General features: G+C 35.8%; 16 protein-coding genes and 2 pseudogenes. All 18 read left to right on the top strand.

Annotated elements, in window-relative coordinates:
- Positions 1 to 453: 453 nt before the first annotated feature.
- Positions 454 to 921, top strand: coding sequence for a TrwN protein (locus tag NPX99_RS01255; protein ID WP_269029945.1), 468 nt, complete (start codon positions 454 to 456; stop codon positions 919 to 921).
- A 127-nt stretch (positions 922 to 1,048) separates the two neighbouring features.
- Positions 1,049 to 1,349 (top strand): annotated as a pseudogene (gene korA, locus NPX99_RS01250) (KorA family transcriptional regulator).
- Positions 1,312 to 1,629, top strand: a complete 318-nt coding sequence (trwL, locus tag NPX99_RS01245; protein ID WP_269029943.1) for a VirB2 family type IV secretion system major pilin TrwL — start codon at positions 1,312 to 1,314, stop codon at positions 1,627 to 1,629. The pseudogene korA and the gene trwL (NPX99_RS01245) overlap by 38 nt, the downstream one beginning before the upstream one ends.
- A gap of 111 nt (positions 1,630 to 1,740) precedes the next feature.
- Complete coding sequence (gene trwL, locus NPX99_RS01240; protein ID WP_269030028.1) at positions 1,741 to 2,049, top strand: VirB2 family type IV secretion system major pilin TrwL; 309 nt, start codon at positions 1,741 to 1,743, stop codon at positions 2,047 to 2,049.
- Positions 2,050 to 2,151: 102 nt separating this feature from the next.
- On the top strand, positions 2,152 to 2,463 hold the full coding sequence (gene trwL / locus NPX99_RS01235; RefSeq protein ID WP_269029942.1) for a VirB2 family type IV secretion system major pilin TrwL: 312 nt from the start codon (positions 2,152 to 2,154) through the stop codon (positions 2,461 to 2,463).
- Between the two features lie 113 nt (positions 2,464 to 2,576).
- The gene (trwL, locus tag NPX99_RS01230; RefSeq protein ID WP_269029941.1) at positions 2,577 to 2,885 is read left to right on the top strand and encodes a VirB2 family type IV secretion system major pilin TrwL; all 309 of its coding nucleotides are present in this window, start codon (positions 2,577 to 2,579) and stop codon (positions 2,883 to 2,885) included.
- A gap of 129 nt (positions 2,886 to 3,014) precedes the next feature.
- Positions 3,015 to 3,326 carry a conjugal transfer protein gene (locus tag NPX99_RS01225; protein WP_269030027.1) on the top strand — a complete coding sequence of 104 codons (312 nt, stop codon included), beginning with the start codon at positions 3,015 to 3,017 and terminating at the stop codon, positions 3,324 to 3,326.
- Between the two features lie 12 nt (positions 3,327 to 3,338).
- Positions 3,339 to 3,647, top strand: a complete 309-nt coding sequence (locus NPX99_RS01220) for a type IV secretion system protein VirB3 (RefSeq protein ID WP_269029940.1) — start codon at positions 3,339 to 3,341, stop codon at positions 3,645 to 3,647.
- Between the two features lie 2 nt (positions 3,648 to 3,649).
- Complete coding sequence (locus NPX99_RS01215; protein WP_269029939.1) at positions 3,650 to 6,121, top strand: VirB4 family type IV secretion/conjugal transfer ATPase; 2,472 nt, start codon at positions 3,650 to 3,652, stop codon at positions 6,119 to 6,121.
- Positions 6,118 to 6,879, top strand: a complete 762-nt coding sequence (locus NPX99_RS01210; protein WP_269029938.1) for a type IV secretion system protein — start codon at positions 6,118 to 6,120, stop codon at positions 6,877 to 6,879. The genes NPX99_RS01215 and NPX99_RS01210 overlap by 4 nt, the downstream gene beginning before the upstream one ends.
- Before the next feature lie 468 nt (positions 6,880 to 7,347).
- The gene (locus NPX99_RS01205; RefSeq protein ID WP_269029937.1) at positions 7,348 to 8,178 is read left to right on the top strand and encodes a type IV secretion system protein; all 831 of its coding nucleotides are present in this window, start codon (positions 7,348 to 7,350) and stop codon (positions 8,176 to 8,178) included.
- Positions 8,179 to 8,423: 245 nt separating this feature from the next.
- The gene (locus NPX99_RS01200) at positions 8,424 to 9,281 is read left to right on the top strand and encodes a type IV secretion system protein (RefSeq protein WP_269029934.1); all 858 of its coding nucleotides are present in this window, start codon (positions 8,424 to 8,426) and stop codon (positions 9,279 to 9,281) included.
- 210 nt (positions 9,282 to 9,491) lie between these two features.
- Complete coding sequence (locus tag NPX99_RS01195) at positions 9,492 to 9,635, top strand: TrwH protein (RefSeq protein ID WP_269029936.1); 144 nt, start codon at positions 9,492 to 9,494, stop codon at positions 9,633 to 9,635.
- Positions 9,632 to 9,751 (top strand): annotated as a pseudogene (locus NPX99_RS01190) (TrwG protein); the annotation flags it as partial. The gene NPX99_RS01195 and the pseudogene NPX99_RS01190, both read left to right, overlap by 4 nt.
- Before the next feature lie 45 nt (positions 9,752 to 9,796).
- A complete protein-coding gene (locus tag NPX99_RS01185; RefSeq protein WP_269029935.1) occupies positions 9,797 to 10,519 on the top strand; it encodes a type IV secretion system protein in 723 nt (240 codons plus the stop codon).
- Between the two features lie 245 nt (positions 10,520 to 10,764).
- Positions 10,765 to 11,622, top strand: coding sequence for a type IV secretion system protein (locus tag NPX99_RS01180; protein ID WP_269029934.1), 858 nt, complete (start codon positions 10,765 to 10,767; stop codon positions 11,620 to 11,622).
- Positions 11,623 to 11,835: 213 nt separating this feature from the next.
- Positions 11,836 to 11,979: a TrwH protein gene (locus tag NPX99_RS01175; RefSeq protein WP_269029933.1), complete on the top strand. Its 144-nt coding sequence runs from the start codon at positions 11,836 to 11,838 to the stop codon at positions 11,977 to 11,979.
- Positions 11,976 to 12,674: a virB8 family protein gene (locus NPX99_RS01170; RefSeq protein ID WP_269029932.1), complete on the top strand. Its 699-nt coding sequence runs from the start codon at positions 11,976 to 11,978 to the stop codon at positions 12,672 to 12,674. The genes NPX99_RS01175 and NPX99_RS01170 overlap by 4 nt, the downstream gene beginning before the upstream one ends.
- Positions 12,675 to 12,686: the final 12 nt, after the last annotated feature.

Below are 12,686 nucleotides of genomic sequence, written 5' to 3'. Positions count from 1 at the left end.
TATGTTAAAGAACAAGCCCTCTAAATATAATGAGAGTGCAGTTCGTTTTAACAATAAAAAATACATTCATATACAGCGGTCTTCTCCTTCATATCAATATTCTCTAGAAGAATTCGAACAATCAAGAAATTATACTACACAATCAACCTCTATAAACTTCCAAAAACAGTTATCCGTTGAGAACAATGTCTCTTTTTATAAACGTAATAACTATAATAATATTGATTGGTATAATATGTTCGGTTTTTCTCTACATATTTATATAGTTGGTCAGATATTGGCATATATTAAAAATGTTCTCGGAAAAAATCAAATTTGTGATTGTAAGAAACGTTTTAAACTGAACGATTTCATTTCACCGATTTATAGAAATTTAGCATGGCAGCAATCAGGAGTGCTTTGCAGAGTTTATGTTTACCTCAATAGAATTTTTTATCATCAGGTATGTTGCTTATGAGTATTCCAAACTTTATAACGCTTTCTGCTGTATGCGCATCCGCTGTACATCCTGCAACGATTTCAACTGTTGTTATGCAAAAATCACTGGATGATATCTATGCAATAAATATAAATGATCATTATAAATTATCACGTCAATCATTCACAACTACAAAAGCAATCGTAACAACTAAACATCTTACAGAAAATAGACATAATCCTGACGTATCTTTGAAAAACGGTTTCATTGAATCTTCTGTAAAGAAAGTTGTTTCCTCTATCGAAGTGGAAACTCATACACTCTCAGATGACAAAACGCAAGAAACTATACAATCTCATGCGGAAAGGTCAGATCAAATAGGAGAAACAGAAGCTCTTCCTTCCTCTTCAGAAGAACGAGTGGATGCATTTGCGCATAAGATAAGTGGTGCTCATGATATTTTTACAGCAGAAGATACCTCTTTCCAAAAGCAACAGGAATGAGGATTACGCTATTTATAAATGAAAACTACAATTTTGATAGAGTATAGTAATGAACAGTAGATAAAGAAATGTTAAAGCTCTAAATTAGTAAGATTAATAAAATATCTTCTAATTGAGGGCAAAAACAATGAAAATGATAGAGCAAAACAGTGTTGATATAGCATTCAATCAAAAGGCAGCACGCGAAATTACAATTGTGATGCTCTCAGAGAGAGAATGGTATTTTACATTTGTTGCCGATGATCCGGTAACTGGAAAACCAAATAAATACACACTTCTTACGCAAAGAGGAAAACTAAGAACTTGGGCTGATCCAAAATATCTCTTTAAATTTCTTCATGAAAGAGGAGTTATTTATGGAAATTTTAAACTTAACCAGGATGAAAGAACATGAAACGATCAAATATTCTTCAAACAAAAGTTCATAATAAAATCATTGCGACTACTGCAGCTATTACCGTATTTCTTATGGCTTGTCCTGTATATGCTCAAACACAAACATTAGGTAATGCAAAAAAGGCCTTAGACGAATTGAAAAAGGAATTGGATATAATTATTCCTATAGCCGCTGGCATCATACTTTTGTGCTTAGCAATTGGTTACGCAGGGCGCTACATTGAAAAAGATACATTTGTACGGTGGTCTGTTGGGGTTGTCGTTGCTGGCTCAGCAGTTCAACTTACCACGATGTTATTTTCACCAAATTGAAGATGATTATAAAAAAGCAATAGAAGATAAAATATTTTTCAAAGGGATGATTATCTATCAACTTAAATAACGTCACTTAATATTGAGAACACAAAAATGTTAAAGAAGAATATAAAGCAATTAAATAATTTCCAATCAAAATATAATAATAAAATTATTGCAATGTCTGCAGTTATAACTGCATTTTTTATAACTCATCCTGCATATGCAGAGCTGCAAAATGCTAAAAAAGCTTTAAAAGCTCTAGAGAACGATCTTATTAAAAATATCATCCCTGCCGCGGCTGCTGTTATCCTTTTATGCTTAGCGATTGGTTATGCAGGGCGCTATATCGGAAAGGATACATTTGTGCGATGGGCAGTCGGGGTTATCATCGCTGGATCGGCAAGCCAATTTGTTACGATGTTACTAACATCATAATGTAGTTAATTTTCATATCACTAACATGATATGTATAACTTATAAATAAACTAATGACAGTCTCACTTAATTATTGAGAAAATAAAATCCTTAGAGAAAAACATGAAACGATTAAATAATTCCCAATCAAAATATAATAACAAAATCATCACAATATCCGCAGCTGTAACTGCATTCTTTATGACTCATCCTGCACATGCAACGCTAGAACCTGCTAAAAAGGCTTTAGAAAAGCTGCAGGAAGATCTTATTAAAAACATTATCCCTGTAGCAGCTGCTGTTATACTTTTATGCTTAGCAATTGGTTATGCAGGGCGTTATATTGAAAAAGATACCTTTGTACGGTGGGCTGTTGGGGTTGTTATTGCTGGGTCAGCAGTTCAACTTACTACGATGTTGTTCACACCTGTTTGAAGCTGACTGTAAAAGGTAGTTAAAATGCAAAATGTTTTTTAATATGGCGATTATTTATCAATTTAAATAGTCTCACTTAATTATTGAGAATAATAAAAACCTTAGAGGAAAAAATGAAACGATTTAATAATATCAAATTAAAAAATGATAACAAAATCATCACAATATCTGCGGCTGTAACTGCATTTTTTATGTCTCACCCTGCATATGCTCAATTGAAAGTTAAAGACGCTTTAGAAAAACTGAAAACCGACCTGATTGATAACATCATCCCTACCGCAGCTGCTGTTATACTTTTATGCTTAGCAATTGGTTATGCAGGGCGTTATATTGAAAAAGATACCTTTGTACGGTGGGCTGTTGGGGTTGTTATTGCTGGGTCGGCAGTTCAACTTACCACGATGTTATTTACACCTAAATAAAGCCAAATATGAAATTAAATGCATGAAATGTTCTTAATAGCCATATCAATTGGTTGTAGATGTGACGGTAATGATGCTGTAAAAAGAGATTTTATTTATAGTGATTTCAATCATAATGAAGGTAAAAATATGAAACAATTAAATACTCTTCAAGCAGAAACTTGCAAAAGGATTCGCGATTTTTTCATAACATTGATTATGTTTTTACTGACTCAACAGGCATATGCTCAAACGACAACCAAATTTATAGATATTTTTATAGGTATGCAATATGGGTTAAGTATGGTTATTCCCATTGCTGGTGCTGTTATTTTTTTATTTCTACTGCTTATTTATCTATTTCGCATCATTTCAAAGGCTACGTTTATACGATGGTCATTCAGTGTTATCGTCGCAGGCGCAGCATTCTATATTAGCGCTCTATTGTTTTATATCACCTAACAGGAGCAGTTCATGAAAATACAAAAACATGAAGCATTTCCTTTATTTAAAGGAGCAACCCGTGTTCCAACAATTTGGGGTGTGCCTATGATGCCACTTATTGTTATGGTTGTAGGTGTTGCTACTATTGCTATGACGGTAAATATCTTTTTGTGGGTAATCGCACCGCCATTATGGTTCGTTATGGTGCAAATTACCAAGAACGATGATAAAGCATTCCGTATCTGGTGGTTGTGGATTGATACCAAATTCCGCAATCGTAATAAAGGCTTTTGGGGCGCATCAAGTTACAGTCCTTCTAATTATTGCAAAAGGAGATAAACATGACAGCTGTCGAAAGTAGCAAAAGACTTGCATCAGAGACACCAGTAAGCTTGTTCATCCCCTATTCACACCACGTTACAGATACCATCATCTCTACAAAAAATGCAGAGTATTTGTCGATCTGGAAAATTGATGGACGTTCGCATCAAAGCGCTTCGGAAGAGGATATTTTTCAATGGACAAAAGAGCTAAACAATACCCTACGCGGTATTGCATCAGCTAACTTATCACTATGGACTCATATTGTACGCCGGCGTGTTTATGAATATCCTGATTCAACATTTGATCAAATGTTTTGCTATCAGCTTGATGAAAAATACCAGCAAAGCTTTACTGGTTATAATCTAATGGTCAATGACTTGTATCTGACTGTCGTTTACCAACCTATAGCTGATAAAATTATGTCATTCTTTTCCCAGCATGAACGTGAAACGCTTGATCAAAAAAAGATGCGGCAGGAATCATCTATAAAGGCTCTCAATGATATTAACAATACCTTAAGTCAATCGCTAAAACGTTACGGTGCTGAGCTTCTTGGTGCTTATGAAAAAAATGGCCATGCTTATTCTTCTGCACTCGAATTTCTTGGAATGTTGGTCAATGGTGAATATCGTCCTATGCCGATATGTCATGACCGTTTTGCTGATTATATGTCTATCAATCGTCCTTTTTTTTCAAAATGGGGTGCTCTTGGTGAACTGCGTACAACCAGTGGAATGCGTCGATTTGGCATGTTGGAAATTAAGGAGTACGACACGACAACAAAACCAGGCCAATTGAATGTCTTATTGGAAAGTGATTTCGAATTTGTGCTAACACAGAGCTTTTCAGTACTCTCGAGGCATGCTGCCAAGGATTATTTACAGCGGCATCAACGTAATCTTATCGATGCTCGCGATGTTGCAACAAGTCAAATTGAACAAATTGACGAAGCACTTAACCAGCTTATAAGTGGGCATTTTGTCATGGGTGAACATCATTGCACACTAACACTTTACGGCAATACAGCTCAACAAGTTCGCGACCATATGGCAAAAGCGAGTGCTGCACTGCTAGACGTTGCAGTATTGCCAAAACCTGTAGATTTAGCCATAGAGGCTGGTTATTGGGCACAACTTCCTGCAAATTGGAAATGGCGACCACGTCCTGCACCAATTACATCGCTGAACTTTTTGTCATTTTCATCCTTTCATAATTTTATGTCAGGTAAACCAACTGGAAACCCATGGGGGCCAGCAGTCACAATTCTTAAAACAACTAGTAAAACACCTCTTTATTTCAATTTTCACGCTTCAAAAATTGAAGAGGATTCAACGGACAAACGATTACTTGGTAATACCGCACTCATCGGACAATCTGGTTCCGGTAAAACTGTTCTTCTCGGGTTTTTATTAGCGCAAGCGCAAAAATTCAAGCCAACAACCGTTGTTTTTGATAAAGATCGTGGTATGGAAATTGCCATTCGGGCGATGGGAGGTCGCTATTTGTCATTTAAAGCTGGAAAACCGAGTGGTTTTAATCCGTTCCAACTCCCACCGACACAAGAGAACCTAATTTTTCTAAAACAATTTGTTAAGAAATTGGCGGAAGCTGGTGGTGAAGTCACACACCATGACGAGGAGGAAATTAACCAAGCTGTTACATCTATTATGAGCAAAAACATTGATAGATCACTACGTCGTTTATCTTTTCTGGTGCAATTCTTACCAAATCCACATTTGAATGAATATAACGCGCATCCATCTGTCCATGCTCGTTTAATAAAGTGGTGTGAAGGTGGTGATTATGGATGGTTATTTGATAATCCGCACGATGCACTTGATCTTTCAACACATCAAATTTACGGTTTTGATATTACAGAATTCTTAGACAATCCAGAGACTCGTACTCCGGTAATGATGTATTTACTTTACCGCACGGAAGGAATGATTAGCGGTCAACGGTTTATGTATATCTTCGATGAATTTTGGAAACCTTTACAAGATCCGTACTTTGAGGATTTGGCAAAAAATAAACAAAAAACCATCCGTAAACAAAATGGTATTTTTGTTTACGCTACACAAGAACCCGGTGATGCCCTAGAAAGCAATATCGCTAAAACGCTTATTCAACAGTGCGCAACCTATATTTTTCTAGCCAATCCCAAGGCAAATTATGAAGATTATACAGAAGGTTTTAAACTCACAGATGCTGAGTTTGAATTGATCAAAGGACTTGGTGAATTTAGTCGTCAATTTCTCATAAAACAGGGTGATCAATCTGCACTTGCAGAGCTTAATCTCGGCAAGTTCCATGTAACAATCGATGGGAAAACTATTGAACGCGACTTTAGTGACGAGCTCCTCGTGTTATCGGGTACACCCGACAATGCAGAGATAGCAGAAAATACTATCGCTGAAGTAGGCGATGATCCAGCAGTATGGTTACCAGTTTTTTTACAAAAAGTAAAAAATGATAGGAGGGTAACATGAGAAAGCAAGTCATATCAATAGCAATAGCAGCAGTTTTAGCGACAGCAAATGCTGCAAACGCTTTTACGTTTGGAGCTGGGGCAGTGGATTTAGGGCGATCAGTTCCATCTTTACCTAAGTTGTTTTCTTGGAGTTCGTCCAAGAAAAAGACATCACCCCAAAAAAACCCTCCACCGCAGCATTATGTAGAGCTCATTAATTTAATAAAACAACAACTTGAGATAAACAAAAAACAGTTTGAGCAAGAACAAAAAATACAGAGCTCTATTATGAGTGGTTCAAAATCCAAGGCTATAAAAACAGATCACACCAGCTTTTTTCTAAAAAATCCAGAATTAATTTATAAAAATGGCCAACCAAATATATCCGCATTGCTTGCAGGTATTTTGCAAGAAGAGGAGATTTCTACTTCTATTCGTCAATCTCGTAATTCTATCGGTCAACGCATCCAATATGCAACCGCCATTGATAAGGCTATAGGTTTACAAACTTTTCAAGAAACAGAAAATCGCTTTAAACAAATCTCAGAGCTAGTAGAACAAATAAACACAACAACCGATCTAAAAAGCATTGCTGAACTACAGGCACGCATAAAAGGTATGTTGGCTATGATTCAGAATGAGGCAACGAAATTGCAAATGGTTGCATATTCACGCAAAGCAGAACAAGCACTTATTAACCAACAAAAGCAAAAACGCAATATGATAATTCTTAATAGTGAAAATAAAGGAATGCCAACAATACGCTCTATACGTTAAAAACTCATGATAATTTGCTTATATTATAAGCTTTTTCTATTTGTATTTAACTGTATTTCTTTTAGTGACCATATCCAATTTTATAATGAAGTATTTTTATACCTATGTAATCTACAAATAGTTAACAGAAATCAAGCTACATGCAAAAACGCAAACTATTGCTTGAAGAGAGGATCTCGCCCTTTCAACGCTTTCATCATATTATTACTAAAGCTACACCGCAAACATATTCGTTGGGAAAAGATAGATATTACATTTGGAAATTTGTAAATTAGATCTAGTAGGAAATATTCTCTTTAGTAATTCAGATAACCAACATTCAACAACTTAAAAGATAATATCAACATTGCACGTGGATATTTCAATGAATAAAAGTACAAATGATTAAAATATATAATTTACAATCAAAATTGAAATTATAATGGATATATGCTAAAATTGTAAAATAATTACAAAGAGAAAAATAACATGAAAAAAACTATTATTTCAGTAGTAATAGCAACAGTTTTTGGAATACAGAGCACAAATCTGAGAGCTGATGAAAGTTCTTTGCTACAAGACAGCTCCCCTCCTACTTCTGTAAAAGATATACAACAAGAGGCAGAAACAAGTCATAACTCCAAGCAAACATTGGAAGTTTCCGAAGAAGAACAGACAAAACTATCGCAAAAAGAGAGGATTGTTGTTTTAGCAAAAAAACAGCTTCAAACCATAAAAGAACAATTTCAAAAACATGATGAAATACACCGAAATATAACGGGCAATCGTGATTTTTATATTTTGAAAGCAGTTAACATAGATGCTCAATATTTTAAAAATCCTCACTCTATCTACAATAAAAATAGGTTTGATAAGAAAAACCTTCCGATGCATGCTAAAACAGATATTCCAGATTCTGCTAAAATGCAAGAAAGTATAATAGACCAAATAATAGAGCAAAATATTAACTTTCTTTCAATTCCTGAAGCACGTGCATTTATCGAAAAACGCAGCCAATATGCAGCGATTGTTGATAAAGCCATCAGTTTGCAAGTTTTTGATGAAGTAGAAAATCGCTCTAGGGAAGTCAAAAAACCTTTAGTTGATATTAAAAATATACAAGATCTGAAAGGGATAGCTGAATTACAAGCATACGTTGAAGGTACAAACGCCGTGTTCCAAAATGAAGCGACAAAATTGCAAATGGTTGCACATTTACGCAATGCAGAACAAGCATTAATCCGCCAGCAAAAATATAAACGCAATATACAAATTTTAAACCATAAAAATACACAAATGCCTACTGTAAAGATACGGTGAGTGATGGCTATACAATAAAGTTTTATAATAACACAGCTTATATCATCAACGTTCTCTGTTCTTTGAAAAAAGAAATGCCTAGTGCAGTCCCAACAGACTGAAAGAACGTGTAAAATTAATTATCTTAATGCCCAATTAATACCCAAAAAATATTTTTGGCAAATCGTGTAAACACAAAGAAAATTGCAGCATGCACCAATATTCTAAAAAAATGAAAAATTAAAAATTCGCTAAAGAGGAATGCCATGAGCTTCAATATGTTCACACAACTTTTCAATCAAATTGATCAAGTAACAAATACATATGTCACGGATATTTCCTCAAAAACAATTGTTACAATTACACCCTTCATATCAATCGGACTCAGTATCGCTTTCATCGTATATGGATGGCTCGTTATTCGCAGTGTCGTCGATATGCCAGTCTCTAGCTTCTTAAGCCGTTGCTTGCGAATAAGCATTATTACTTCAATAGCATTGTCCGCAGGACTATATCAGCAAGACATCGCAAATGTGATAATAAAAATGCCACAGGACCTATCAAATGCGTTGATGCCAAATCCATCAAAAGAAAGCCAATTAATCAGTTTGATTGACAAAGTAGCTGCAAATGGATTCACACGTGCAAGTGAAGCTTTCGAAGAAGCGGCTTTTTTGAATGCTGACGGACTACTTTATGGCCTCTTCGGCATCCTTATCTTGCTTGCTACAAGCTTCCTAACAGCAATTGGTGGGGCATTCATTCTGCTTGCTAAAGTCGCACTTGTACTCCTCGTAGGACTCGGACCACTCTTTATCATTGCCTTGCTCTGGCAACCAACCTATCGCTTTTTTGAACAATGGATAGCTCAAATTTTAAGCTATACGATTCTCATTGTACTTCTAGCTACCGTATTTAGTTTGATGATGAACATCTTTGCAAATTATATGACAGATCTAAAATTCGATGGACAGCAAAATGTGAGTTACGCGCTTGGCGGTGCCCTCATCTTATCCATTATATCCATCGTGCTATTGCTCAAACTGTCAAGCATTGCCAATGCTTTGGCTAAAGGCATTACATTTGGGCATCTCTGGAAATTAGATACAGCAAGTAGAAAGTAATTTCTCGGTAGCAATCGACATAATTAATTGACAAAAATACTCAACAGTCCAGTAAAAACATCTCCACTGCAGATGAATATTTTCATAAATAAAAGACGAAATTAAGAAAAAAGAAAAAATCACAAACTATGCTCTTTACTTTTTAATCAAAATTGAAATAATGACAAAAATATCAAAATTTTATATTATGCGAAAAAGAGGAGTGTTAAAATGAAATCAGTCATTTTTGCAATTTTGATCGCCAGTCTTTTATCAGCTTGTGCATCAGCTCCAAAACTCAAAAAACCAAATAATTGGAACCGCGTGCCTGTGAATAAAACTGTCCCTGCCGAAATTCAGCGAGAAACAATATGAGAAAAAATCAAGCTAAACCAGTAAAAGCGGAACAGCTTAACAGTTACTATGAAGAAAGCCGAGGTTTAGAGCGTGATCTCATTAGTGAATTTATAAAATCACGGAGAACGCAATACAACTTTTAATATTCCTGTAATACATAAAATTAAGAGAAGAAAAATATGAAAAAGCTGGTTATTGCAACAGCAATAAGTGCGTCATTGATAACATCAAACCCAACATTAAGAGCAGAAGAGATAACAAAAAAGGTAGCAGAAAAGGCAGTAGAAGAGAGTGAAGAAGCATTTCGAACTCAATTACTCGAAGCTATGGAAAATCAAGTTAATATATCAAATAAACAGCTTTTTCGCATTCAACAAATACATGATTCTATAACAGGCGTACGAATACAAAGCACCATGAAAAAAGATGAGGGTGATCTTCTACTTGAGGCGCCACAACACATCTATAATGAGAATAAAGAAGCAGAGATTTCCTCAAAATTTCCTAAATTCATTAAGGATATTCAAGCACGAGAAGAAGAGTATTCTCAAAAAAATACGGTCCATGAAACACGTGAACTTATTGATCTACGTACCCAATATGCAGCTATTTTAGATAAGGTTGTAAGTTTGCAAGTTTTTGAAGAGGCCGACAGTCGTTTTATGCAAATCGCACAATATTTAATGGAGGTCAGAGATACACAAGATCTGAAAAGCATTGCTGAATTACAAGTCCACATAAAAAGTACATTCGCCATGATTCAAAATGAAGCGACAAAATTGCAAATGGTTGCACATTTACGCAATGCAGAACAAGCATTAATCCGCCAGCAAAAATATAAACGCAATATACAAATTTTAAACCATAAAAATACACAAATGCCTACTGTAAAGATACGGTGAGTGATGGCTATACAATAAAGTTTTATAATAACACAGCTTATATCATCAACGTTCTCTGTTCTTTGAAAAAAGAAATGCCTAGTGCAGTCCCAACAGACTGAAAGAACGTGTAAAATTAATTATCTTAATGCCCAATTAATACCCAAAAAATATTTTTGGCAAATCGTGTAAACACAAAGAAAATTGCAGCATGCACCAATATTCTAAAAAAATGAAAAATTAAAAATTCGCTAAAGAGGAATGCCATGAGCTTCAATATGTTCACACAACTTTTCAATCAAATTGATCAAGTAACAAATACATATGTCACGGATATTTCCTCAAAAACAATTGTTACAATTACACCCTTCATATCAATCGGACTCAGTATCGCTTTCATCGTATATGGATGGCTCGTTATTCGCAGTGTCGTCGATATGCCAGTCTCTAGCTTCTTAAGCCGTTGCTTGCGAATAAGCATTATTACTTCAATAGCATTGTCCGCAGGACTATATCAGCAAGACATCGCAAATGTGATAATAAAAATGCCACAGGACCTATCAAATGCGTTGATGCCAAATCCATCAAAAGAAAGCCAATTAATCAGTTTGATTGACAAAGTAGCTGCAAATGGATTCACACGTGCAAGTGAAGCTTTCGAAGAAGCGGCTTTTTTGAATGCTGACGGACTACTTTATGGCCTCTTCGGCATCCTTATCTTGCTTGCTACAAGCTTCCTAACAGCAATTGGTGGGGCATTCATTCTGCTTGCTAAAGTCGCACTTGTACTCCTCGTAGGACTCGGACCACTCTTTATCATTGCCTTGCTCTGGCAACCAACCTATCGCTTTTTTGAACAATGGATAGCTCAAATTTTAAGCTATACGATTCTCATTGTACTTCTAGCTACCGTATTTAGTTTGATGATGAACATCTTTGCAAATTATATGACAGATCTAAAATTCGATGGACAGCAAAATGTGAGTTACGCGCTTGGCGGTGCCCTCATCTTATCCATTATATCCATCGTGCTATTGCTCAAACTGTCAAGCATTGCCAATGCTTTGGCTAAAGGCATTACATTTGGGCATCTCTGGAAATTAGATACAGCAAGTAGAAAGTAATTTCTCGGTAGCAATCGACATAATGAACTAACAAAAATATCCAACAATCCAGTAAAAAATATATTTATGCTGTAGTTAAATATTTCTGTAAATAAAAATGAAATTAAGAAAAGAGAAGCAATTACAAACTATGCTCTTTACTTTTTAATCAAAATTGAAATAATGACATAAATATTAGAATTTTATATTGCGGCAAAAAGAGGAAATTAAAAAATGAAACACATCATTTTGACAATTTTGATCACAAGCCTTTTACCAGCTTGTATATCCGCACCACAGCTGAAAAAACCAAATAATTGGAACCGTGTGCCTGTGAATAAAACAATCCCTGCCGAAATTCAGCGAGAAACAATATGAGAAAAAATCAAGCTAAACCAGTAAAAGCCGAACAACTTAAAAGTTATTACGAAGAAAGCCGAGGATTAGAGCGTGATCTTATTGGCGAATTTATAAAATCACGGAAAACAGCGTGGCGTGTAGCAGGTGTTGTTGGGGTCTTTGGGTTGTTTGGAATGATATGTGGAGTTGTCGGCTTTTCCCAACCAGCTCCAACACCTTTGGTGCTACGTGTCGATAACACAACGGGTGCGGTTGATGTGATTTCTGTGATGCGCGAGCATGAAACCAGCTATGGCGAAGTTGTGGACAGATATTGGCTCAATCAATATATTCTTAACCGTGAAACTTATGACTACGATACCATTCAGCTAAATTATGACACTACAGCGCTTTTGAGCGCACCAACTGTTCAACAGGAATTTTATAAGATCTATGAAGGTGAGGATGCACGTGACAAAGTGCTTTCTAACAAAGCGCGCATTACAGTGAAAGTGCGTTCAATCCAACCGAATGGACGTGGGCAAGCAACAGTGCGCTTTACGACGCAACAACACGACGCTACCGGTGCCGTTGGACAGAAACAACACCAGATCGCAACAATTGGCTACACCTATGTCGGTGCACCAATGAAATCATCTGATCGATTGCTTAACCCCCTTGGTTTCCAAGTGACAAGTTACCGCGCTGACCCGGAAATACTGTTGAATAATTAAGGAATTGATTAT

It is taken from the genome of Bartonella sp. 220B, assembly GCF_026930205.1.
Classification (GTDB): domain Bacteria; phylum Pseudomonadota; class Alphaproteobacteria; order Rhizobiales; family Rhizobiaceae; genus Bartonella.
The sequence above is the reverse complement of the archived record's forward strand: the minus strand, read 5'-3'. Positions and strand labels throughout refer to the sequence as shown.